18 protein-coding genes are annotated in these 23,499 nt (G+C 64.4%); 1 reads left to right on the forward strand and 17 read right to left on the reverse strand.

Features of this window, described 5'->3' with window-relative positions:
- The first annotated feature begins 150 nt into the window (after positions 1–150).
- Positions 151–2,478: a PAS domain-containing sensor histidine kinase gene (locus AB4Y97_RS12655; protein ID WP_441999396.1), complete on the forward strand. Its 2,328-nt coding sequence runs from the start codon at positions 151–153 to the stop codon at positions 2,476–2,478.
- 147 nt (positions 2,479–2,625) lie between these two features.
- Here the strand turns inward: AB4Y97_RS12655 and AB4Y97_RS12660 are convergent, their stop codons facing one another.
- From AB4Y97_RS12660 to AB4Y97_RS12740, 17 genes are all read right to left on the reverse strand, one after another.
- Positions 2,626–5,601 carry a bifunctional [glutamine synthetase] adenylyltransferase/[glutamine synthetase]-adenylyl-L-tyrosine phosphorylase gene (locus AB4Y97_RS12660; RefSeq protein WP_441999397.1) on the reverse strand — a complete coding sequence of 992 codons (2,976 nt, stop codon included), beginning with the start codon at positions 5,599–5,601 and terminating at the stop codon, positions 2,626–2,628.
- A 77-nt stretch (positions 5,602–5,678) separates the two neighbouring features.
- Positions 5,679–7,127 carry an ATP-binding protein gene (locus tag AB4Y97_RS12665; protein WP_441999398.1) on the reverse strand — a complete coding sequence of 483 codons (1,449 nt, stop codon included), beginning with the start codon at positions 7,125–7,127 and terminating at the stop codon, positions 5,679–5,681.
- The gene (locus AB4Y97_RS12670; protein ID WP_441999481.1) at positions 7,124–7,822 is read right to left on the reverse strand and encodes a winged helix-turn-helix domain-containing protein; all 699 of its coding nucleotides are present in this window, start codon (positions 7,820–7,822) and stop codon (positions 7,124–7,126) included. The genes AB4Y97_RS12665 and AB4Y97_RS12670 overlap by 4 nt, the downstream gene beginning before the upstream one ends.
- A gap of 147 nt (positions 7,823–7,969) precedes the next feature.
- Positions 7,970–9,172 carry a S1C family serine protease gene (locus AB4Y97_RS12675; protein WP_441999399.1) on the reverse strand — a complete coding sequence of 401 codons (1,203 nt, stop codon included), beginning with the start codon at positions 9,170–9,172 and terminating at the stop codon, positions 7,970–7,972.
- 114 nt (positions 9,173–9,286) lie between these two features.
- The gene (locus AB4Y97_RS12680) at positions 9,287–9,736 is read right to left on the reverse strand and encodes a cytochrome c-type biogenesis protein (protein WP_441999400.1); all 450 of its coding nucleotides are present in this window, start codon (positions 9,734–9,736) and stop codon (positions 9,287–9,289) included.
- Positions 9,737–9,739: 3 nt separating this feature from the next.
- Positions 9,740–11,719 carry a heme lyase CcmF/NrfE family subunit gene (locus AB4Y97_RS12685; RefSeq protein ID WP_441999401.1) on the reverse strand — a complete coding sequence of 660 codons (1,980 nt, stop codon included), beginning with the start codon at positions 11,717–11,719 and terminating at the stop codon, positions 9,740–9,742.
- An 18-nt stretch (positions 11,720–11,737) separates the two neighbouring features.
- The gene (ccmE, locus tag AB4Y97_RS12690) at positions 11,738–12,196 is read right to left on the reverse strand and encodes a cytochrome c maturation protein CcmE (protein ID WP_441999402.1); all 459 of its coding nucleotides are present in this window, start codon (positions 12,194–12,196) and stop codon (positions 11,738–11,740) included.
- Positions 12,193–13,293, reverse strand: a complete 1,101-nt coding sequence (gene ccmI, locus AB4Y97_RS12695; RefSeq protein ID WP_441999403.1) for a c-type cytochrome biogenesis protein CcmI — start codon at positions 13,291–13,293, stop codon at positions 12,193–12,195. Before ccmI ends, ccmE begins: the two co-directional genes overlap by 4 nt.
- A gap of 72 nt (positions 13,294–13,365) precedes the next feature.
- Positions 13,366–14,763, reverse strand: coding sequence for a sensor histidine kinase (locus AB4Y97_RS12700; protein ID WP_441999404.1), 1,398 nt, complete (start codon positions 14,761–14,763; stop codon positions 13,366–13,368).
- Positions 14,760–15,431, reverse strand: coding sequence for a response regulator transcription factor (locus AB4Y97_RS12705; protein WP_441999405.1), 672 nt, complete (start codon positions 15,429–15,431; stop codon positions 14,760–14,762). Before AB4Y97_RS12705 ends, AB4Y97_RS12700 begins: the two co-directional genes overlap by 4 nt.
- A 14-nt stretch (positions 15,432–15,445) precedes the next feature.
- Positions 15,446–15,760 (reverse strand): PepSY domain-containing protein, encoded by a 315-nt coding sequence (locus tag AB4Y97_RS12710; RefSeq protein ID WP_441999406.1) that lies wholly within the window; start codon positions 15,758–15,760, stop codon positions 15,446–15,448.
- 46 nt (positions 15,761–15,806) lie between these two features.
- Complete coding sequence (locus AB4Y97_RS12715; protein ID WP_441999407.1) at positions 15,807–16,016, reverse strand: hypothetical protein; 210 nt, start codon at positions 16,014–16,016, stop codon at positions 15,807–15,809.
- 5 nt (positions 16,017–16,021) lie between these two features.
- Entirely contained in the window at positions 16,022–16,576 is a 555-nt protein-coding gene (locus tag AB4Y97_RS12720) for a glycoside hydrolase family 108 protein (protein WP_441999408.1), read from the reverse strand.
- Positions 16,577–18,112: a DUF2793 domain-containing protein gene (locus AB4Y97_RS12725; RefSeq protein WP_441999409.1), complete on the reverse strand. Its 1,536-nt coding sequence runs from the start codon at positions 18,110–18,112 to the stop codon at positions 16,577–16,579. It lies immediately after the preceding gene.
- Positions 18,113–18,165: 53 nt separating this feature from the next.
- On the reverse strand, positions 18,166–22,035 hold the full coding sequence (locus AB4Y97_RS12730; protein ID WP_441999410.1) for a baseplate multidomain protein megatron: 3,870 nt from the start codon (positions 22,033–22,035) through the stop codon (positions 18,166–18,168).
- Between the two features lie 20 nt (positions 22,036–22,055).
- Positions 22,056–22,478, reverse strand: coding sequence for an NlpC/P60 family protein (locus AB4Y97_RS12735; protein ID WP_441999411.1), 423 nt, complete (start codon positions 22,476–22,478; stop codon positions 22,056–22,058).
- Positions 22,479–22,504: 26 nt separating this feature from the next.
- The gene (locus tag AB4Y97_RS12740; protein ID WP_441999412.1) at positions 22,505–23,395 is read right to left on the reverse strand and encodes a DUF2163 domain-containing protein; all 891 of its coding nucleotides are present in this window, start codon (positions 23,393–23,395) and stop codon (positions 22,505–22,507) included.
- Positions 23,396–23,499 lie beyond the last annotated feature (104 nt).

Genomic DNA, 23,499 nt, shown 5'->3' on the forward strand with positions numbered 1-23,499 from the left:
ATCTTCCCTAAAAAAGAATTAATTTTTTGTGTAATTAGGCCTTCGCCTAGCTAGACAAATCACTCGCTCATGATTCTATTGTTGGTGATTCGGAGAGATGCGGCACGTCCTTCCGAATAAGGACAACTAGGATTCCGAAGGGAGCATTGCATGGCGGGGGCGGCGACCGCGTGCGTACCCGCGCGTGCGGGTACGATTCTGGGGGTAACGCGATCGGACGCGAACCCGACCTATCGTAGACTCGAACAATATGAGCCTCTGCTTCGGCTAGCAGTTCCCGCCCTTCTTGCGCTCTTTCTCGTCACGCTCGCTGCAAGCGCGTGGGTTCAGGTGCGCAACGGCCGCGAGGAAACGCTTCTCGACGCCATCAGCGATATCGACGTCATCGCTTCGCTCTCCGCCGCGAAGCTCGGCAACCATAAGGCGCCGCCGAATGCTGCCGCCGCCGCGGCGCAGCTGAGCGAATTGGCGAAGGGAATGCCGGTCAGCGCCTTGTCGCAGAACCGCACCCTGCTGCTTGCCGACCAGTCGGGACTGGTGCTCGCAATTTATCCCGCATCCAAGAATGCGCCGCAGGCCTTGAATGACTTCCTGGGCGATGCACAGCCCCTCACGACCTTCGCCGACCGGGCGGGCGTGATGACGATCAGACTTGCTTCCGGCGAGCAGGGCATCGCGACCGTGCGCTCGCTTCCCGCCTCTTCCGGCCAGATCGCCGTGGTGCAGCCCGTCCCCCATGTTCTCTCCGGCTGGTGGACGCACACCATCGGGCATGTTTCGCTGCTCGGCGCGACCATCGTCGTGCTCCTCGGCATCGGCATCGCCTATGTGATGCAGGCTAACCGCGCCCGCGCCGCCGACGAGGTCTGCGAAAAGGTTCGCGACCGGATCGACTCCGCGCTCAATCGCGGGCGCTGCGGGTTGTGGGATTGGGATATCGGGCGCGGACGTCTCTACTGGTCCGATTCCATGTACGAGCTTCTCGGCTACGAGCGGCAGGACGAGTTTCTGTCCTTCGGCGAAGTCAACGCCATGATTCATCCCGAGGACCAGGACCTGTATACGCTGGCCGAACAGCTTGCCTCCGCCAGCACCTCCCTCGTCGATTACGAGTTTCGCATCCGCGCCTCGAGCGGCGACTGGGTGTGGCTGCGCGCCCGCGCGGAGCTGATGAACGATCCCGACGACGCGGCAAGCCATCTCGTGGGCATCGCGGTCGACGTCACGGAGCAGCGCGGGCTGGAAGAAAAGACCGCCAAGGCCGACGCGCGCCTGCACGACGCCATCGAAGCGATCTCCGAGGCCTTCGTGCTGTGGGATGCGAATAACCGCCTCGTCCTCTGCAACTCGAAATTCCAGAAGCTGCACGAGCTGTCGCCGGATGCCGAGATCCAGGGCAAGACTTATGCGGAAGTGATGGCCGAAGGCCGTCCGCCGGAAATCCAGCATCAGTTCATGCGCGCGCAGAAGCAGGATGTGGGCGCACGCAGCTACGAAGCGCGCTTGCAGGACGGTCGCTGGCTTCAGATCAACGAGCGCCGCACCAAAGACGGCGGCTACGTCTCGGTCGGCACCGACATCACGGCGCTCAAGCGCCACGAGCAGCGTCTCGTCGAATCGGAAAAGGAACTTATCGCGACGGTTCTCGACCTCAAGCAGTCGCGCCAGAAGCTGCAGGCGCAGACGCAGCAGCTCGCCGATCTCGCCGAGCGCTATCTCGACCAGAAGGCGCAGGCCGAAAGCGCCAACCGGGCAAAGTCGGAGTTCCTGGCCAATATGAGCCACGAGCTGCGCACGCCGCTCAACGCCATTATCGGCTTCGCGGAAGTGATGCAGAGCGGCATCTTCGGATCGCTCGGCTCGGACAAATATGAAGAATACTGCCATGATATCCGCTCGAGCGGCGAATATCTCCTTTCGGTGATCAACGACATTCTCGACATGTCGCGCATCGAGGCGGGTCGCACGAGCCTGACCAAGCAGCCGATTGAGGTGAATGCTTCGATCCAGCGGGCGCTGCGCCTCGTCAACGAGCAGATCAAGGCGAAGAATTTGTCGATCACCGTCGACGTGATCCCCGAGGACATCATCGTTCCGGCCGACGAGCGCGCCATGCACCAGATCCTCGTGAACCTGCTGCAGAACGCCACCAAGTTCACCAGCGACGGCGGCTGCATCACCGTGCGCACCCGTCAGGCAGGCGATGCCATCAACATCTACGTCGAGGACAACGGCATCGGCATCCCGGAACACGCCCTGCAGAAGCTCGGACAGCCCTTCGAGCAGGTCGAAACCGAGTTTTCGAAGAGCTACAAGGGCTCGGGACTGGGCCTCGCCATCGCCCGCTCGCTGACTGAGCTGCACGGGGGCACCTTACGCATCAGAAGCCAGGAAGGCGTCGGCACCATCGTGCTGGTCCACCTGCCGCTGACGGAAGCGACCAGCGCCGACATCGCGCTGGCGGACGCGGCGGCCTGAGGAGAGCGCGCTCAAGTTATCGTGAGATCGGTCTCTGATCCGACGGGCTTTATGGTTGGGGCGTAACGGCTCGCCTCAGCAAGTTCTCTGGCCCCTGAACCGCAATCCCATGGGGCAAAAATCGACGAAAAATAGAAACACGCACAGTCAGCGCAGCACTCGGTCGAATATTCCCCTGACCTGCCCCCGGATCTCGTTCAAATGCGTCAGCAGAATCTTCGCGTCCGGCAGCCCGGCGGCCGTGGCAAGGCGCTTGAGAATGGCAGGTGGCACATTGGCAGCATCGAATGCTCCCTCGATCGTCAGGCGCTGCCATTGGAAAATGGCATTGAACAGGCAGTGAGCCTCAGTGAGCTTTCTTGCATCGTCTTCAGGTAGAAGACCTGCCTTACAGGCCTCCTGAAAAGTCGCCTCAGGCTGAAGACCGATCAGGATCGGATGCTCCGCGCCATGGGCCAGTACAAGCGCCTGCGCGATAAAGTCGAGATCCGTCAGTCCGCCGCGGGCGAGCTTGAGATCCCACAGATTGTTGTCGCCTTTCTCCTGCGCGATGAGTTCTCTCATAGCGCGGACTTCCCTGCAAACATGCACACGGTCGCGTTTGGCGCCAACAATCTCCCTAACGGCAATTTCGGCCCGCTTTGCAAAGTCGGCATCGCCCACCAGCACACGTGCACGCGTGAGCGCCATATGTTCCCACAGGTCCGCTTCGCTCTGCTGATAGCTGACGAAACCCTTGAATTGAGAGGCCACGGGCCCCTTCCCTCCCTGCGGACGCAGGCGCAAGTCGACCTCGTAGAGCATTCCGCGCCGGGTCGGCACCGTCAGCGCCGCCACGAGACGCTGGGTCAGGCGTGTGTGATAGACCACCACGTCAAGCGGGCGCGGCCCCGAGCTTTCGCGCCTCTCCTCATCGAAATCGTAGACAACGACGAGATCGAGATCCGATCCTGCCGTGAGCTCCTTCGTGCCGAGACGGCCAAGGCCGAGAACGGCGATCTCCGCGCCCGGTACGACACCGTGTTCTGCTTCGAATTCCTTGCGCACCTTCTCGAAGGAGACCCGAATGATCGCGCCTGCGATGGCCGCATAAGCCTCACCCGCCTGCGCCGGGGAGATGATGTCGGAAAGAAGCCGCGCGCCGGTGATGAACCGCATCTGTCTTGCGGCGTCGCGGGCGCGGTCGAGGAAATCCTCGTAATCGCTGGGCCGCCCGATGATCTGCCGCACCTGCTCCTCAATGGCATCCTCGTTGACGAGCGGCACGCCGAAGGCAGGATCGATCAAAACATCGAGCACATGCGGCGACTGCGCCACCGTGTCGGCAAGGCGCGGCGCAGTGCCGAGAAGATCGGCGAAGCGCAGGCGCAAGCGATCATGCGATTGCAGGATGGTGAGGAGTTCGACGGCGGCCGGCATACGCCCGAAGGCGCGATCAAGTGCGGCCAAGGCACCGTCAGGGTCCGCCGTGCCGCCAAGAGCCGACAGCAAGGCCGGCGTGAGCTCCGTGAGCACTTCGCGGGCGCGCTGGCTCGTGATAGCGGAGCGGCGGCCGAAATGCCAGCCGCGCACGGTCTCCGCCGCTCTCTCGGGTTCGTGAAATCCGAGACGCTGGAGGGTCGCCAGGGTTTCAGGATCGTCGGTCGTGCCGGTGAAGACGAGGTTGCCCACATCGGAGGCCAGCTCCGGCGCTTCCTCGAAAAGCAGCGCGTAATGGCCTTGGACGATGCTTGCCTGATGCGTGAGAGCCTTGGAGAAAGCCTTGAGATTGGGATAGCCGCAGAACTTGGCAAAACGCTTGAGTTCCTCCTCGTCGGAGGGCAGGCGCTGCGTCTGCTCGTCCGCCACCATCTGCAGGCGGTGCTCGATGGTGCGCAGGAAACGATAGGCGTCGGAGAGTTCGTCCCGCGCCTTTTCCGTGATCCAGCCTTCGTCGTGCAGGGCCGCCAGCATGTCGAGGGTGCGCCGCCCCCTCAGGCCCGGGCGCCTGCCGCCGAAGACGAGCTGTTGTGTCTGCACGAAGAACTCGATCTCGCGGATACCGCCGCGTCCGAGCTTGATGTCGTGGCCTGCGACCGCGATCTCGTCATGCCCGCGCACCGCATGGATCTGCCGCTTCATGGCATGCACATCCTGGATCGAGGCGAAGTCGAAATACTTGCGCCAGATGAAGGGGCGCAGATCATTGAGAAAGCGCTCGCCTAAAGCGAGATCGCCAGCCACGGGCCGTGCCTTGATGAGTGCCGCGCGCTCCCAATTCTGACCGACGGTTTCGTAATAGGTATAGGCGGAAGGAAGCGAGACCGCGGTCGGCGTGGAGCCGGGATCAGGCCTCAGGCGATAATCGACCCGGTGCACATAGCCATCCGGAGTCCGCTCCTGAAGCAGTCGGGCAAGCTGCTGGGCGATGCGGGTATAGAGGGTCGCGGCCTCGGCACCTTCGGGCAGGGACTCCGCCGCCGGGTCGAAGAAGATGACAAGGTCGATATCGCTCGAATAATTGAGTTCCCCTGCCCCGTGCTTGCCCAAAGCCAGCACCGTAAAGCCGGAGCCTTCGCCGGGGGAGTCGGGGTTCGGGAGCACGATGCGGCCGAGATCCGCCGTCTCCGTCAGCACGAGATTGACGCCGCCGCTGACGGAGGCATCCGCGAATTCGGATAGAGCGCGCGTCACCTCTTCCACGCTCCAGATCCCGCCGATATCGACCAAGGCCACGAGAAGCGCGTGGGTGTTGCGGTTGCGGCGGAAGGCACGCACCACGTCGTCGCGGGTCAGCGCGCCCGATTTGAGCTCGCGGAAGAGATTGGCCTGGCTTTCGATGACGGCGCGATGGCTCTCCTCCGGCGCTTGCGCGGCAAGCCTCGCCATACGAGCGGGATTGTTGAGGATGAGCTGCCAGAGGAAGGGGGAATGATCGGCGACGGACAGGAGAAGGTCGCGAAAAAGGCCGGATTTGACCTGCGGCAGCAGCGGCGCGGCCTCGGCCTCGTCGCGGGCCCGGTCGACGAAATCCGCCAGTTGCGCCTTGGCCTTCCTGAGGTCCGAGACGGGCGGAGCCTGCTTCAGGCGGCTGAGGAGGGAAAGGTTCTGATCCGGCACGGGCGATCCCAAAAATTCTGCCAACGAATCCTGCGGCTCCGTCGAGTGTCCATGCCCCCATGCCCGAGGCAACCGAAATATCGCCGTTATGCTCGCCTGATTCAGGCAGCCGCATTCGGAGGAGGCAACTGCGGCCTTTCGGTATCCTTCGGGGGCAGCAGCAGAACGGCGCGCAGGCCGGGCCCGTTATCCTCGAGCCGAAGCACACCCCCATGGAGCCTTGCCACGGCGGCGGCAAGGCTGAGGCCAAGGCCGAAGCCGGGGCGTGAGCGGGCGGTCTCCAGGCGGACGAACCGTTCCAGAACATGGTCGCGCTCGGCCTCCGGAATGCCGGGCCCCCGATCCGCCACCGCGATCTCGACCGTGCCGTCGGCACGCTTGGCCGTGACGGTAATTGGGCGCGCCCCGTCAGTCCCGGTGGAGGCGCCGTATTTGAGCGCATTGTCGAGAAGATTGGCAACCGCCTGCCCCAGAAGCTCGCGGCTGCCATGGATCGGCAGGTCGTCTTCCACGCAGACCTCCAGCGGAACTCCCGCTTCCTCGGCCAGGGCCTCGTAGAGTTCCGCTATCCCGCTCACGACTTCGGCGGCGTAGAAATCCGACAGCTCCTCATGAGTCCCGCCGGCCTCGAGGCGCGCGATCATCAGGAGCGCGTTGAAGATGCGGATGAGGTTGTCGCTCTCCTCGATATTCGCCTCCAGCGCCGCCTTCAGTTCTTCCGGCGTCTTTGCGAGGCGAAGCGCCTCGTCGGCCTTGTTGCGCAGGCGCGTGAGCGGCGTCTTGAGATCGTGGGCGATGTTGTCCGAGACCTCGCGCATGCCGTGCATCAATTCGCCGATACGCTCCAGCATGTCGTTGAGATTGTTGGCCAGACGATCGAGCTCATCGCCGGTTCCGGCAACCTTCACGCGCCCGCTGAGGTCGCCCGCCATGATGATGCGGGTGGTCGCGGTCATGTCGTCGATGCGCTTGAGCACGCGACGGGTGATGAACCATGCGCCAGCGCAGCCGAGCACGCTGATGAAGAGAAGCGAATAGCCAAAGGCGCGGCGGATGACGTCGCGCAGGCGCGCGCTTTCCTCCATGTCGCGCCCGACGAGGAGGCGAAATCCCCCCGGCAGGCGATAGACGCGAACGAGCGCGTGACTGGCCGGTGCATCCGGCTCCTCGGTACGGGCATAATCGGTCTCGAACTGACCGGGATTGTCGATGACGCCCGCCGGCAAGGCCCCGACATTTCCGGCAACCCGCTCGCCCGTATTCGTCGTCACGAGATAGAGCGAGGCGCCCGGCGTGCGGGAGCGCCGCTCGACGATGTTGACGAGACGGCGCAGGCCGCCGATCCGGTATTGGTCGGACAGCCCGTTGATCTCGGCATCGATCGTCGACGCGAACTGGTCGGACAAAAGCCGCTGGGCGTTCCACGCCACATAGCCCAGCGCGACGAAGGCGAAGAGGGCGAAGATGACGAGATAGGCGAAGGACAGCTTGAACGCGGTAGTGCGGAAAAGCTTGCCGAGGGCCGACATCGCCGATGCGGCCGTCTTCATTCCTCACCCTCGGCACTGCCCACGCGCACCATGTAGCCCGCGCCGCGGATGGTGTGGATGAGCGGCTTGTCGAACCCCTTGTCGATCTTGGCCCGCAGGCGGGACACATGCACGTCGATCACGTTGGTCTGAGGATCGAAGTGATAATCCCACACATGCTCCAGAAGCATGGTGCGCGTGACCACCTGATTGGCGTTCTTCATGAGATATTCGAGCAGCCTGAATTCCCGCGGCTGCAGGACGATCTCGTGGCCGGAGCGCGTAACGCGGTGGGACAAGCGGTCGAGCTCCAGATCGGCGATGCGGTAGAGTGTCGGCTCTGCGCTCGGCGCGGCGGCGCGGCGACGGGCGAGAACCTCGACGCGGGCGAGAAGCTCGGAGAAGGCATAGGGCTTGGGGAGGTAATCGTCCCCGCCGGCGCGAAGACCCTTCACACGATCATCGACCTGGCCGAGAGCCGAGAGAATGAGAACCGGCGCTTCGACCTTCTGCTCGCGCAAGGATCGAATCAGGGAAAGCCCGTCGAGCTTGGGCAGCATGCGGTCGACGACGAGCACGTCGTAATCGCCCGCCTCGGCCATGGCATAGCCGTCCAGGCCGTCCGCAGAATGGTCCGCGACGTGGCCCGCTTCGCTGAAAGCCTTGACGAGATAGGAGGCCGCCTCACGGTCGTCCTCGATGATGAGAATCCGCATGGCCATGGTTATAGCAAAAAATGAGCCCAGCGGCAGACTGGCCTTGGAGGGGTTGAGGCCAGTCTGCCGCGGGCGGGAAATACCGGGCCTACGCGAGGGGTCAGGCGACAGGGGGAAGCCCGGTATCCAACTCAATTCCGAAGGGCTTCAGGCGCCCTTCGGCTGACTTCCGACCTCGACGGTCACGTTCCGCTCCCTGCCGTCGCGATAGAGCGTGAGCGACAGGGTCTTGCCGGGAGCGACCTGGGCCACCTTGCGCGAGAGATCCTTGGCCTCCTTGATGGTCTCACCGTCGACGGCCACGATGGTATCGCCGGTCTTGACGCCCGCCTTCGCGGCCGGGCTGTCCTTGACCGTGTCGGCGACGAGGGCACCCTTCGGCTCCTTGAGGCCGATCGCTTCCGCGATTTCCTTCGTCACGGGCTGCATCTGCACGCCGATGAAGCCGCGGGTCACGGATCCCTTGTCCTTGAGGGACGCCACGACCTGATCGACGGTGCCCGCCGGGATGGCGAAGGCGATGCCGACGCTGCCGCCGGACGGCGAGAAGATCGCCGTATTCACGCCTACGACCTCACCTGCGAGGTTGAAAGTCGGGCCGCCCGAATTGCCCTTGTTCACGGGCGCGTCGATCTGGATGAAGTCGTCATAGGGACCGGCGCCGATATCGCGATGCTGCGCCGAGACGATGCCCGCCGTGACCGTGCCGCCGAGGCCGAACGGGTTGCCGACCGCGAGCACCCAATCGCCGATGCGGGCCTTCTGCGACGCGAGGCGGACATAGGGGAAGTCGTTGCCGCCATCGACCTTGATTAGGGCGAGATCGGTCTTCGGGTCGGTGCCGATCACCTTGGCGCTCAGCTCCTTGCCGTCATCCATGGTCACCGTGACGTCGGAGGCATTCTCGACCACGTGGTTGTTGGTCACCGCATAGCCGTCAGCGGAGATGAAGAAGCCCGAGCCGAGAGCCTGGCCGAACTGGCGCGGTTGCTGACGCTGGCTGCGCTGGCCCTGCTGCTGCTGATCCCGGAACTGGCGGAAGAACTTCTGGATGTTGGGAGGCAGGTCGGGGGTATCAAACTGGTCGCTGTCATCGCCGTTGTCCCGGCTCGCGACATTCTGCACCTTGACCTTGACGGAGATGACGGCCGGCTTCACACGGTCGATGACATCCGCGAAGGACGGCATACCCTGGACCGGCTGAGCCATGGAGCGCAACTCGGCATGGGCGGGGGCGGGAGCAACGAGGCCACTCTCGACGGCTCCGCCGGCGATCAGAGCGGCGACAGCCGCAGCTCCGAGCCATTTGGTCATGCGCTTGCGAGCTGGCGTGGAAGCTTTATCCAACATGTTCTGTCTCTCCTCGAGGAACCTCTATGGGTTCGTGATGAGACCAAACATGGTGCTTCCCTCCTTACGGCGCCCTCACCTTAAGATGAAATCTTCGTAAGGTTTGCCGGCGCTTCAGTCGCGCTTCAGCAAGGCCTCGACAGCCTTGCGCTCGTTCTCGTCGAGGGCTGTGCTGACTTTAGGGCGGCGCTTCAGGGCAACGAAGGCCCCGATGCCGCCGAGGACCAGAACCAGGAGCGGCGTCAGCCAGAGCAGGAGCGTATGGGCGCGGAAGGTCGGCTTGAGCAGGACGAATTCCCCATAGCGCTGGACGAGATAATCCCGCACCTGCTGATCTGAATCGCCGGCGGACAGGCGCTCGCGCACGAGCAGGCGCAGATCGCGGGCGAGCTGGGCGTCGGAATCGTCGATGGACTGGTTCTGGCAGACCATGCAGCGTAGGCCTGCCGAGATGTCGCGGGCGCGGTGCTCGAGGACGGGGTCCTTCATCACCTCGTCGGGCTGCACGGCATAGGCCGCGCTGCCGACAAAGAGGATCGCTGCAAGGGCGAGAACGAAGCGCATTCTCTACTCCGCCGGTACCGGGGCGGAGGGCAACTTCATCCGGGCAGGCGCCCCGATCCGCAGGCGGCGATCCGTCAGGGACAGGGCACCGCCCGCCGCCATCACCACCGCGCCGAGCCAGATCAGCAGCACCAGGGGCTTGTAGTAGAGTCGCATGCCGATGGAGCCGTTCGGCTGCATCTCGCCGAGGCTGGCATAGACCTGGCTGAGGCCCACCGTCATGATCCCGGCCTCGGTCGTCGGCATGCCGCGCGTAATGTAGAGGCGCTTCATGGTTTCGATGGTGCCGAGCTCGCTCCCGTTCCGGTATACCGTCAGGCTCGCCACATCCTCGCGGTAATTGGCTTCCTGACGGGGCATCAGGCGCTCCAGGCGGATCTCATAGGGACCGGCCTTGAGGCGCTCGCCGAGCTTGAGCGTGCCGAGACTTTCCACATCCCAGGCAGTCGCGGAAATTCCGATCACCAGGAGGCCGACGCCCGCATGAGCGATGACCGTGCCCCAGGTGGAACGCGGCAGTCCGGCGGCCTTGCGCCATGTGACGGACCAAGGGCTGCCTTTGCGCCATGAGCGCGTCACGATCTCGTTGAGGGAGCCGAGGATGAGGAAGACGCCGAGCCCGATGCCGAAGGGCGCGCCGATCGGTCCACCATGCGTGAAGGCCAATACCGCGAACGCCGTGAGCAGGGAGAGGCCGAGGACCGCGTAGAGCCGCTGGGCCGTGCCGAGAAAATTGCCACGCTTCCAGGCCAGCGTCTGGCCGAAGGGCAGCAGCAGAAGAAGCGGCAGGATGAGAGGAAGGAAGGTGAAATTGAAGAAGGGCGCGCCGACGGAAATCTTGTCGTCCGTCAGAACCTCAAGGGCAAGCGGATAGAGCGTGCCGATAAAGACGGTGGCGCAGGCGCTCGCCAAGAAAAGGTTGTTGAGGACGAGCGCCCCCTCGCGCGAGACAGGCGCGAACAGGCCGCCCTGCTGCAGCAGCGGTGCGCGCCAGGCGAAGAGGGCGAGCGACCCGCCGATGAAGATGACGAGGATGCCGAGAATGAAGGTGCCGCGTTCGGGATCCACCGCGAAGGAATGGACCGAGGTAAGAACGCCGGAGCGGACGAGGAAGGTGCCGAGCAGCGACAGGGAGAAGGTCAGGATGGCGAGCAGGATCGTCCAGACCTTCAGCGCATCGCGCTTCTCCATGACGACGGTGGAATGGACCAGAGCCGTGCCCGCGAGCCACGGCATGAGGGAGGCGTTCTCCACCGGATCCCAGAACCACCAGCCGCCCCACCCGAGCTCGTAATAGGCCCAGTAGGACCCCATGGCGATGCCGAGGGTCAGGAAGCACCAGGCGGCCAGGGTCCAGGGGCGGACGATCCGCGCCCAGACCGCATCGATGCGTCCGTCGATCAGGGCGGCGCAGGCGAAGGCGAAGGAGATCGAGAAACCGACATAGCCGACGTAGAGAAGCGGCGGATGGATCGCAAGGCCGGGATCCTGCAGCAAAGGATTGAGATCCTGTCCCTCGGCTGGCGCGGGAGCAAGCCGCCGGAAGGGGTTCGAGGTCATCAAGATGAAGAGGAGGAAGGCCACGGTGATGGCGGCCTGCACGGCCAGGGTATTAGCCTGCAGCCGCATGGGAATGCTGTCCTTGGCAAGCGCGACCACGGCCCCGAACAGGCAGAGGATCAGGACCCAGAGGAGCATCGACCCCTCGTGGTTCCCCCACACGCCCGAGATCTTGTAGATCAGGGGCTTCGTCGAATGGGAGTTCTCGACCACGTTGAGGACCGAGAAATCGGACGTGACATAGGCGAAGGTCAGGGCCAGGAAGGCGAAGGCGATGCAGCCCAGCACGGCCAGCGCCGAGGACGGCGCCACCGACATCAGCACGGGATCATTCGCCCGCGTCCCCCAGAGCGGAACCACGAACTGGATCAGGGATAAGCCCAGTGCAAGCGCAAGCGCGAAATGTCCGGCCTCGACCAACACGAAGGCAACTCCCTAGTTCTACTCTGCCTGTTGTGAGGCTTTTCCTTCACCCTGCCAGTGGCCTTGACGCCGCAGGGCGTCCGCCACCTCACGGGGCATATAGTTCTCGTCGTGCTTGGCAAGCACCGTATCGGCCCGGAAAACGCCCGGAGATTCGAGGTGACCTTCGGCCACGATACCCTGCCCCTCGCGGAAGAGATCGGGCAGCAATCCCTGGTAATGGACGAGGATCGAACCTTTCGCGTCCATGACCTCGAATGCCACCTGCTGCTTGTCGCCGCGCTGCAACGAACCCTCCTTGACGAGGCCGCCGAGCCGGAAGCGCGTGCCCGGCTGCACGTTCTTCGCCTGCACGTCGGCAGGCGAATTGAAGAACACGATGGTGTCGTTCATCGCATAGAGCACGAGCCCGAGCGCGACGGCGAGAACACCACCGGCAACGGCGATCAGGGTCAGGCGGCGGGTCTTTCGTGTCATGGTGTGGCGTCGGTCAGTCTCAGTTCCTGCGCCATCGCATCGATGGTCCTCAACCCGGCTTCATCCTGCGTCAGCGCCGCACGGGCGCGTTTCGCCGCAGCCACAGCCTTATCACGCTGCCCGAGCACGGTATAGGAGCGCATCAGACGCGCCCATTCCTCGGCGCTGCCGCCCTGCGTCTCCAGCCGCGCGGCCAGACCGGAAACCATGCGGGCGATGGCATCGGTGCTCGGCTGCGGCTCCGCCGCTTCAGCTGTAGCAGGTTGTTTTCCATCGAGCCGGGCGATCTGCTCTCTCACGAGAGAGACCCATGGCGCATCGGGCGGCGAGGCCGACAGAATTGCCTGATATTCCGATTTCGCTTTCTCGATCTGCCCGTCCTGCTCGGCGGCGCGGGCGAGATACAGGCGCGCCTTGGCGGAGGATTTGTCGAGGTCCAGCGCCTCCTGGAAGGCGGCCTGCGCTTCCGCCGAGACCATCCCGTCCCTGGCGATCACGAGGGCTTCCCCATAATTCGCCAGCCGGACGGCATCGCGGCCGAGATAGCGCAGGGCCGATTCGTAGGCCTTGATGGCGTCGTCCGTGCGCCCCATCCGCAGATAAACGGGAGCGAGCACATCCCAGCCGCGCCCGTCCTGCGGATTCTTCGCCAGATGGGTCTCGATCTGCGTGATGGCAGATCCGAAGTCGGTCTTGTCCGCCTGCCGTTGCAACTGTGCTCCCGGGGGCTCGCTCAACAGATGCGGGGACCCGTAAGCGCCGTAGACCGCAAGGGCCACGATCGGCAGAACGGAAAGAGCGAGCGTCGAGACAGCGCGACGGCGGCGCAGCGCCGGTTCCCCGACGGCAAATGTTTCCACATCCTTCATGCTGTTGGCGCGCAGCAACCGGCGCCCGGCTTCCGCCTTGGCGGCCTCGGCCTCGTTCGGCAGAAGCGCGCCGCGCTCCCGGTCGCGTTCGATTTCGGCAATCTGCTCGCGATAGAACTGGGTATTGGGGTCGGTCTGGCCGCTTACGGCATAATGGCGCGATAGCGGCCACAGGACCGCCATCACGGCCAGAGCCGTCATTGCCATGAGGATTACCCAGATCACCATAGATGCCTACTTAACGCGGGCTTTCGTCAAGCACGACGGTGGCACGGTGTCACGCGGAAATGATATCCACCGTCAATTTCTGTCCCCAGGCAGCTCGAGAATGGCCCGCAACCCACCGAGAGGCGAAGCGTCAAGCTTGAGGAAGCCGCGGTAAAGAGCGGCAAGATCGCTCACGATGGAGAGCCCGAGACCCGAGCCCGGCTTGGTCTCGTCGAGACGACGACCGCGCTTGAGCATCTCGGCCCGCGCGGCCTCTGGCAGGCCGGGGCCGTCATCGTCGATGAGAAGACGGAGGCGCGATCTCTCGTCGTCGTCGCGCAGGATCTCGGCTGTCACCGTCACCCGGCTCGCGGCCCATTTGGCCGCATTGTCGATCAGGTTTCCGGCCATCTCCTCGATGTCCTGCCGCTCGCCCCGGAAACGCAGGCCCTGCGGGATCGTCACCTCGATGGCGAGTTCCTTGTCCCCGTAGATCTTCGCGAAGGTCCTGACGAGACCGGCGATCACCGGCTCGACATCGGTCAGCGTGCCGAGCGTTCCGGCAAGCGCCGCGGCGCGGGCCCGATCGAGGTAATAGTTCACCTGATCGCGCATCAAAGCAGCCTGCTCGCGAATTTTCGCGGCCACGTCTCCGGGGGCGTTCTCCGCCTCGTTGACGATGATGCTCAAGGGCGTCTTGAGGGCATGGGCGAGGTTGCCGACCTGGGTCCGCGCCCGTTCGAGAATTTCGCGGTTGGTATCGAGCAGCAGGTTCAGGTCGCTCGCCAGCGGCGCGATATCCCGGGGATATTCGCCTGCCACCCTCTCCGCCTCCCCTTGCCGGATCGCGCCGAGCGCGTTGCGGAGATTGGCCAGGGGCCGCAGACCGAAGCGGATCTGTAAGAGCGTCGTGAATCCGAGCGCCAGACCGAGAAGCGTGAACGTGACCGTGAGCGCGAACAGAAAGCGACGCACGCCCGAGACGATCTCGTCCGCGGGGCCCGCGACACGGATGATGAAGCGGCCGTCCTCGCCGAGATCGATATCCCGCTCGATCAGGCGCAACTCCCTCTCGTCGGGAGCCTTGCCGTAACCGCGCCGGATCTGGCCGAAGCTGTCGTCGCCGACAGGTGCGAGGGCCGGCAGCTGGCCGCCGAAGAGTGATTTCGAGGACTTCATGTCGCGCGGCGGAGCATCGGGCCGCCCGACCTGCCAGTACCAGCCGGACAGGGGCAACTCGAAACGCGGATCGCCCACGGGACCGAGATCCCTGTCGGGATCGCCCGGCGCCACGAGGTTGGATGCCAGCGTGTTGGCGTAGACGAGAAGGCGCTGGTCGAAGGACCGTTCCGCGTTGTCACGATAGAGCGTCGAGAGGATCAGTCCCGAGATCAGCAGGATCACGAAGCTCCAGAAGACGGCGGATACCGCGAGACGGACGGCGATCGAGCGGCTCGCAAGCCGCTTGAGGATCCGACGCGGGCCGCTCACGTCTTGGTCTGGCCCGTGTCGAGAAGATAGCCGAGCCCGCGCACCGTCTGGATGATATCGACGCCGAGCTTCTTGCGCAGCCGGCCGATGAACACTTCGATCGTATTGGAATCGCGGTCGAAATCCTGATCGTAGAGGTGCTCGGTCAGCTCCCCGCGCGACACGATGCGGCCGGTATGGTGCATCAGGTAGGAGAGCAGCCGATATTCATGCGAGGTGAGCCTGATCGGATTACCGTCCACGGCCACACGGCCGGAACGCGTATCGAGCTTGACCGGTCCGCAGCTGATCTCGCTTGTGGCATGGCCGGTGGCGCGACGCAGCAATGCACGGACGCGCGCCAGAAGCTCCTCGATATGGAAGGGTTTGGTTACGTAATCGTCCGCGCCCGCATCGAAGCCCTGGACCTTGTCGCTCCAGCGGTCCCGGGCGGTGAGGATGATGACGGGCATCTTGCGCCCCTCGCGCCGCCAGGCGTTCAGAACGGAGACCCCATCCACCTTGGGCAGGCCGAGATCGAGGATCGCGGCGTCGTAGGGTTCCGTCTCGCCCAGGAATTGCCCCTCCTCACCATCGAAGGCGGCATCGACCGCGTAGCCGGCGTGTTCAAGGGCCGTCACGATCTGCTGGTTAAGGGTTTTGTCATCCTCGACAACGAGAAGGCGCACGCTTCAAGTTTCCTTTAGTGGACCGATTTTACACGGCCGGACGAGCCGTCGATCGTCACTTGCACGATACGCCCGTCCTTCTGCAAGGCCATGATGATATAAACAAGAGCGTCGTTACTGCGGCAAAGATTCGCTCGAACCACATCGGCATTCGGCACCTGGCGGCGGGCGGTGATCACGGCGGAGGCCGGCGCGACGATGGTTTTGGAGGCGACCGCCTCCTGCATTTCGCGGGGTGGCAGGCAGTTCTGGAGCGCGGACGCCGCGCTTTGCGCGTGCGACGCACCCATCAATACCCACAGGACTATGATCGACCAAACCAGACGCATGGAAAGACTATGCCCCAGCTGCTCTGAACGAAGCCTGAATGTAACATTAATTCAGGATTTGTTTCGTAGCCAAGATACGGAACACCGTCGAAGCGATAAAGCTGGCGGCGGCGATTAATTGGACGATGGCCTCCGCGAAAGAATCCGTGCTCAGAGCCGAAGCGTCGAAGCCGAGGATGCCGAGGAGAAGCGCCGCCAATCCGATCAGATTGGCCCAGATCGTCCGGCTGGCAAGGATTGTCTTACTATCGATCATATCAATCATCCGTTTGAGTTAAGGGACAGGGAACCGGCGAGCCGAAGCGCTTCCTGCTCGACGGAAAGGACCCGCCTGCGCCATCCACGCCCGAAGACGGGCCATGTGGCGAGGCGGGAGAGAAAGCCGAGGCGGACGCGAGTCAGGCGGCGGATCACATCCGCCGCCTCCGCATTCCGGGCCGCCTCGAGCGTGCGAGGGCCGATGAGGCCGTCCGCCTCGATTCCCAGCGCCTCCTGCAGCATGCGGGCGGCCCGCGCGGGGCCGGAATTCACAGCGATGTCGAAGATAGCGAGATCGAGTCCCGGAGGGAGTTCCGCGGCGCGGATCTTGTCCCAGTAGCAACGGCGATAGATCGTAGCCGCCTCCGCTTTCGAGAGAAGGCGGACATCGTCCACGGAAACCGGTCGCCCGCGGGCCTGGGACAGGGTCTGTCGCGTGATGCCGAAATTCGTCGCGCCGCCCGGATCGAGGGGATGCCTTACGAAACCGCCTTCATGGGCTAGAACCTGCACCAGCGCTGTCTCGAAAGGTGCCGTGCGAGAGATCGGGGAAGACATTCAGATCTCCGCCTGCAGGCCGATGAAGGCGCTGGCGCCGAGATGGAGATAGCCCATCGCCCCGGCCGCGCTGGTGAATGAGCTTGCGGCCTGGAAGCGCAGAATCACGGAGGACGGACCTGACGTCGCCGTAGTAACGGTGATGCCGCCGGACTGGATGATCCACGCACCGGACATATTGTCGAGGAATCCAACCTGGTTGTTTGTGGGAGAGCCGCTAACCCAGGTGAATCCGCTGGTCACGAGCGTGGGATTGGCCCGCATGGGCACCGGCAGCATGCAGGGAATGTCGATGATATTGCCGGCCCTGCGCTGACCGAATGCCGGCACAATGGCAGGGGGACCACCACTTGCCGGGAGCCTCTGATAATAACGGCGGCAGCGAAGTTCCTCGTGCGCCAGCGTTTCGCCGACCCAGGGCGTCCCGTTCGGCCCGAGTTCGAGCTTGATACGCTTGAATGTACAGTCATTCCAATTCGTCATCCGCACGGTGATGTGGCCGGTCTCCGTCGGGCCCAGCGTGACGGTGACGGAGCGTCGTCCGGTTCCGACAGGAAGCGTCGCCGCTTTTGCGCCGATGGTCACGGCAAGTGGGAACGAAGGATCCTCGACGGACAGGGTGAGCGTGCAGCCGGCAAAGCTCGCCGCGCCAAGCAGTGCATTGGCTTGGGCCACATCGACGACCTGCTCGAGGGATCCGAGCAGCGTGATCGTTCCGTCCAGCGCGCGCTTTACACTGCATCCGTCCGGCCCCGCTCTCCAGCGGTCGAACCCGTAATTGCCCCCGAGAAGGATTCCTCCTTCGAAAGCACGCTGATTGACGAGAAAGGCGGAATTCATGAGCAAGTTCATGCCAGGCGCGTTGGCGACCCCGCCTGGAAAGGATGCGATCCCCGTCTTGCTATCGACGACCATGGCATCGCGCCATTGGCTTCCATCCGGCGAGACGCGGATGCTGAAATCGTCGCTCCCGATCAGTCCTGTTTCCGCCCGCCCGCTGTAGCCGCGCTGATAGAGCTGGGAGAGAACGTCGTCTGCCTCGCTCTTGTTGAGGACGAAGCGCAAGTCTCCCGTCCCGCCCTCCTCCACCGTGCTTGCCGTGAACAGTGCCGCATTGAGCTTTGCCGCGAGACGGTTGAGATCGTCGGCTGCCGTGCCGATGCCGAAGCGGTCAAGTCGGTCGAGGCTGCGCATGTAATGACCGATGTCGTGCCATGCGGCGCCATCGAACACGACGATGCAATCCTCCGCTTCGATATGGGCGCACCAGCCTGCGCGCGGCGTGAAGAAGCGCCAGACGCCGAGATCGAAGAGCGCGATGTCGCCCGCGTGGCCAACGAAGGAACCGGAGCCGCCTTCGCCGACGAGATAGCGGTCTCCTTCCGTAGGCGATGCAGGCGGACTCATGCGGCCTCGCTCCTTCACCGACAGGTGGACGAGGGCATCGAGGGAGGCGATGGCTTCATTATGGGTGACATGTTTCTGCGCCTGCGCTGCAGCGAGCAGCGGCAGCGCCAGATGGGGCGTTGTCGACATGAAATGGCCTGTTGTTGAAAGTCTAGAGGAGGCGAGCGGGGAATGCGTCCGCCTTACAGGATGGGAATTGTCACGATCCGCTCGAAGCCGCGTCCGGCGACGGCACTCACCTGCGCCACGCGAAGGCTGAGGCTCGTCTGCGGCGCGCCGAAATCGGAGGTCTCCTGCGCAGCGCTGTAAAGAATGGAAGGCTCCGCGCTTGCCAGCGTGCGCAGCACGGTCGAGCCGCCGAGGATATCGATTTCATATCGCTCGAAATCCTCGCTGAGCGGCACATCGGCCGTCTCCCACGAATCCCCGTCCCGACGGGTACGGCGCTGCCAGGACAGGCGGATGCCCGCCGCCTCCCGCCGCGCCGTCACGTGAACCGGACTGAAGGGCTTGAGCGCATCCCGCCCGGCCGTCGCAGCGATCTCCACGACGGCCGGATCCGCATGATCGCGGCCGGAAGGGCCTATCCTATAGCGCCAGTCCCGCCCGAGATCGGGCAGGTCGGTGGTCAGCGGGACGACGGCCTCGTCGAGGCGCACGATGAGGGCGCCGGGCGGAACCGTGCGGCCCGCCTCGGCCTCGCTGCCGCCAAGGCCGCGAAGGAAGCGTGAGAGACGATAGCGGCGCTCGCCGGTCATCTCGATACGGGCGGCCGAGAGGATTTCCCAGCGCCCGTCCGTTCCGCGCACGGCGAAGAGATTGCCGCCTGCAAGAGCCTCCTCATCATCGACGGCGCTCAGCGCACCGGCGGAAATGGTAATATCGAGCGAGGCGCGCGGATCCCAGCGCCAGAGGGGACCGGGAACGAGCTCGGATGTCGTGGTGCCGATGATCGCGGGCAGATCGATGAACCGATACGGCGTGAAGCTCGCCCCATTGCCGGAGCGCCAGATCGTGACCGCGCTCGGCCAGGGATCGGCGGCGACGGCGATATATTGCAGCGGCGTCGGATCGGAGAGGCTCGCCGGCAGATCGAGGATCACCACCTGCGGCTTGCCCGGCATTGGTGGCGGACGCCGCACGGGCCTTGCGATGGAAGAGCCAGGCCCCTCGAAGACGGCGGGCTCCACCGCGCGCGCCATGACCTTGCGCGTCGGCCCGTCGGCGATGCGCACGATCCGATGCAGTTTCGACCCCGCATCGGTGGGAAGCGCGATCACATCGCCGGGCTCCAGATCGATACGACGCGGGGAAATTTCAAATTCCGCACTCTCACGTCCAGCCCAGAGATCCTGCAGCCAGGCATCGGCCAGGCGCTGCGCCTCGCCGCGACGGGTGACGAGGGCGGAATCCGCTCTCGCCTCCCGCTTGCTCGCTCCGGACAGGCGGCGCGAGGCCACCGTCGCGCGGCGGTAATCGCTCTCTCCGTCCGTGTACCCGATCTCCACCTGCTGCGGCAGATCGGTTTCCTGGGCGCGGGTGAGCTTGAGGGAGGGCTCGCGCTCGCCCATGACGAGATCGCCCTTTTCCAGTGCGATGACGGCCCGCCCGCCGCGCCCGCGCCAGATGGTCCTGCCGCCGCTCGCCACCGTATCGACTCCGAACAGCCGCATCAGCGGTTCGAGCGCGCCGCGCACCGACATGGGGCGGTCGATCACATAGCCGTCGACGAAACCATCCACCGGAAGGGGGCCGGGCGTGTCGAGGCCGAAATCCTTGAGGATGGCGAGGATCAGCCGGTCGAGCGTCGCGCCTTCGATCCGGCCGGTGATCCAATGTCCGGTCTCCCAATTGCCGCCATCGGCCCAGACGGAGGTGAAATCCGGAAAGGCGGGAAAGGGCCGCGCGTCCCAGGCCCAGATGAACACATTGGCCGGATCGACCATGCGCCCGCCATAGGTCGGCGAAACCGGATTGAACTCGGATGAAAATCCATCGAGCGTGGGATCGAAGCGGGAGAGAATAGCCTCCAGCCCGCGCGCCTGGACGAGATCGTCCCGCACGGCGCGCGAGAAGGGCGGATAGGCCGATTCCGAGGATTTCGGGTCAGGAAAGACATTGGGTCCGTTCGGCCCCTTGTCCACGGCGGGAATGCCGACCTCCGTCAGCCAGATCGGCTTCGACTTCGCCCTCCACGCGGTGGTGCGAACCTCCACGCCTCCGACGCGCTCCACATGCGGGTTCGACCACCAGGACACGAGATCCTTCGCGCGGTAGACCCACGGCTTGTCATAAGCGCCGTCTGTGATGGGCGTGCGTTTCTGCGCGTTCCGGTCGCCCGTACTGGCATAATACCAATCGAACGCTTCGCCGCCGCCGAGTCTCCGGCGCAGATAATCCACGTCGTAGACGCTGCGACCCGCGCTCAGATCGGCATGGTCGGGCCCGTCGCGCCAATCGGAAATGGGCGGATAATAATCGATGCCGACCGCATCGATGGCGGAATCGGCGAAGAGCGGATCGAGGGGAAAGCGCACTTCATCGCCGCCATCGAGCACATGCGCGCCATACTCCGTCCAGTCCGCCGCATAGACGATCTTCGTCTTCTCGCCGACGACGGTCCGGACATCGGCGGCAAGCACCTGCAACGCATTCACGGCCGGGTAAACGCCGGAAGCCGAGCGCACGCGGGTAAGGCCGACGAGTTCGCTTCCAAGAATGAATCCATCGACGCCGCCGGCCTCCTCGGCGAGGTTCGCATAGTGCAACACCATGCGGCGAAAACCCCATTCGCGATTGAACCACTGCGTCACCTGGGTCGCGGCCGTGTTCGTTCCGTCCGGCGATCCCGATATTCCGGGAGCGGGGTGGCAAGTGATGCGCCCGCGCCAGGGATAGGGTGGCTGTCCCGTGCCGCCGTAAGGATTCGGCAGGGCATTATCGGTGGCGACATCCATCATCACGAAAGGATAGAGCACCACCTGCATCCCGCGCTTCTTGAGCGCCTTGATCAACCGTATGACGGAGTCGTCCGAGGGCGTGCCGCCATAGGCGGGGGTGCCGTTCACCAGCGATACGGGTTTGGCCTTCTCCCGCGTGACGCCCGCCACCGACCACGTGGCGCCGTCGGTTTCTTTCTCGGTCACGTCCACGCACGGCTCGATGGCGCAGGAGCCCGCGCGCAGATCATTGCCGAACCAGCTCACCACCAGGGATACGCGCTTGAGATTGGGGCACAAGGATTGCAGCGCATCGAGGGAGGAATCCACGTCGGTGAGGCGCTGCAACTGATGGCGGTTCTCGGGCCTCGTCGCGCCGAGGCCGAGCACCTGCGACACGGGGTTATCGTCATAGCCGAACTCGGAGGCGCCCGGGATCAGGCAGACCGCGCGCACCATGCGGTTCAATCCATCGGCGGGACGCACGATCTCGAAGGAGAATTGCGGCACGCGGTTGCCGTATTCGGCGAGCGGCAACCGTTCGAACACCACATAGGCGAGCCCGCGATAGGCCGGCGCATTGGCCGCGCCCTCCTTCGCGACGATCAGCGGATCGGCGGCCTGGCTGTCGCTGCCACGATGAAGGCGCATGACGACGGTATTGAGATCGATCTCGCGTCCATCCGCCCAGACCCTGCGGATATAGGCGATGGGGCCTTCGCACAGGCCGATCGCCAGATTGGCGAAATAGGAATAGGTGACGGTCTTGGTCTCGGAGCCCTTGCCGCCAATGCCTTTGCCGCCCTGGCTGCCAGAGCGTTCGGCCTTGGTATTCGCGACCTCCTCCAGTCGCGTCGCCCAGATGAGCTGTCCGCCGATCCGTGCGCGGCCATAGATGCGCGGGATCGGCGCGCCTTCCATTGAGGTGAGGCCGTCGATCTCCTTGAGACGCGGCCCCTCCACCACCTTCCCGCTTTCGGACGAGCCGAGCAGGGCATTGTCGATGGCCGCGCCCGCCAGGCCGCCGAGGACCCGTCCCGCCATGGCACCCAACGGACCCGCGACCATGCCGCCGACGACGGAGCCGACGGTTTGAAGAACGATTGTGGCCATGATCGACTCTCAGGAGATGATTATTCGGAAAAACGAAACACGTGAGCGAGATGCCGACGCCACCAGGGGCGGAACGCCACTTCGGCGACGGATGCGCCGTCATGTGCGTGGACCATCGTGTCCGCCGATGTGGCGATGGCGCAGTGCTTGGCGGGACAATTGGCTCGCCAGCGGAAGAGCAGCACATCCCCCGGCGCGACGGCCAGGGATTCGATCTCGACGAGATGCCTTCGTGCCGCCGCTAGCAGGGTCTCGCCTCCTGCCTCCGCCCAATCGGGCGAGTAAGGCGGTGGCAATTCCGGCTCCGCTCCCATGACCTCGCGCCACACGCCGCGCAGCAAGCCGAGGCAGTCGCAGCCGATGCCTTTGAGCGATGCCTGATGGCGATAGGGCGTGCCGATCCAGGAGCGCGCCTCGGCGATGATGATAGAGGGTTGAGGCATGGTTGATAGTGGCGAGTGAAGGAATCTCATTTAAAAAAGCTGCCGCCATCGAGGCCCGGTTCGCCTTGGCGCGGGATGCGGATGATGAAATCGTTGCCGGGCATGTGCGGGAAGCCGCGGAAGTTCAGGACGTTCTTGAACTTGTCCCGGCAGGTGGCGTGGTTCTTGTCGCAACCCGCCTTGACCAGAAACGTGTCGCCGACAGCGATGGGTTGCGGCGCGCGCTGCCAGAGGTCGAATTCATCGGTGCCGCCGATGGCACGATGAACCTTAACCTCCACCGAGACACCCTTGTTGGCTCCGTTCGTCCAGCTCAGCTGGCCGCCCGTGCACCAGCCGTCGGCGAAGCCGATGCCGGATGCGGCGATGCCGAGCGCGCCGTCCGTGCGGGTAACGGTGCCTGTATCGGAATAGGCCGATGATGCCAGGCTCACCCCACATTTCGCATCGCCCAGATCGGCCGAGCAGGTGGCGCGGAACAGCCGTCCGCGCTCTTCGTCGAACCGGTGCATGAGCCCCCTCACCTCCGCGACGAAGCCGCCATCGGCGCGGCGAATCTCGCCGATGGTCCCGATATCGAGCAGCAGCCGGTCGCTCACATTGCTCCAGTTGACGAGCCAGGTTTCGACGCTCGCATCGTCGTAGAGGCCGGAGGAGATCTCGTCCTCGGTGAGGCCAGCGGAGACGAGCGCGCCAGACACCTCCCCGCCGCCGACGGCGAAGCCGAGTTCAGACGTCGCCTCCGCCGCCTCCAGGCCGGAACGGGCCGCATAGACAATGCCGCCGAAGGACAGATCGCGGTCGTGATCGGTGAAGCCGAAAGGCGTGCCGTCGCGCCGGACGAGTTTCCAGCAGTGACAAAGGTTCGTCGCCCCGTCCGCGAGATGAGCGGCGAGGCCGGAGGGTATGGTGCGCATGTCTCAAGCTCAAAGTTTGCAGGGTCATTCCCGGCCGGAGCGAAGCGGAGGAGGAGTGAATCCATCAGTGCCAAGCTGGAAGATGGATCCCCTTCCCTCGCCTT

Source organism: Microvirga sp. 2TAF3 (assembly GCF_052114965.1).
GTDB lineage: Bacteria > Pseudomonadota > Alphaproteobacteria > Rhizobiales > Beijerinckiaceae > Microvirga.

Coding starts and splice junctions, on each gene's coding strand:
- AB4Y97_RS12655 (WP_441999396.1), top strand. CDS start 151: ATGGCGGGGGCGGCGACCGCGTGCGTACCCGCGCGTGCGGGTACGATT.
- AB4Y97_RS12665 (WP_441999398.1), bottom strand. CDS start 7,127: ATGAAGACGGCCGCATCGGCGATGTCGGCCCTCGGCAAGCTTTTCCGC.
- AB4Y97_RS12670 (WP_441999481.1), bottom strand. CDS start 7,822: ATGCGGATTCTCATCATCGAGGACGACCGTGAGGCGGCCTCCTATCTC.
- AB4Y97_RS12675 (WP_441999399.1), bottom strand. CDS start 9,172: ATGTTGGATAAAGCTTCCACGCCAGCTCGCAAGCGCATGACCAAATGG.
- AB4Y97_RS12680 (WP_441999400.1), bottom strand. CDS start 9,736: ATGCGCTTCGTTCTCGCCCTTGCAGCGATCCTCTTTGTCGGCAGCGCG.
- ccmE (WP_441999402.1), bottom strand. CDS start 12,196: ATGACACGAAAGACCCGCCGCCTGACCCTGATCGCCGTTGCCGGTGGT.
- ccmI (WP_441999403.1), bottom strand. CDS start 13,293: ATGGTGATCTGGGTAATCCTCATGGCAATGACGGCTCTGGCCGTGATG.
- AB4Y97_RS12710 (WP_441999406.1), bottom strand. CDS start 15,760: ATGCGTCTGGTTTGGTCGATCATAGTCCTGTGGGTATTGATGGGTGCG.
- AB4Y97_RS12715 (WP_441999407.1), bottom strand. CDS start 16,016: ATGATCGATAGTAAGACAATCCTTGCCAGCCGGACGATCTGGGCCAAT.
- AB4Y97_RS12720 (WP_441999408.1), bottom strand. CDS start 16,576: ATGTCTTCCCCGATCTCTCGCACGGCACCTTTCGAGACAGCGCTGGTG.
- AB4Y97_RS12725 (WP_441999409.1), bottom strand. CDS start 18,112: ATGTCGACAACGCCCCATCTGGCGCTGCCGCTGCTCGCTGCAGCGCAG.
- AB4Y97_RS12730 (WP_441999410.1), bottom strand. CDS start 22,035: ATGGCCACAATCGTTCTTCAAACCGTCGGCTCCGTCGTCGGCGGCATG.
- AB4Y97_RS12735 (WP_441999411.1), bottom strand. CDS start 22,478: ATGCCTCAACCCTCTATCATCATCGCCGAGGCGCGCTCCTGGATCGGC.
- AB4Y97_RS12740 (WP_441999412.1), bottom strand. CDS start 23,395: ATGCGCACCATACCCTCCGGCCTCGCCGCTCATCTCGCGGACGGGGCG.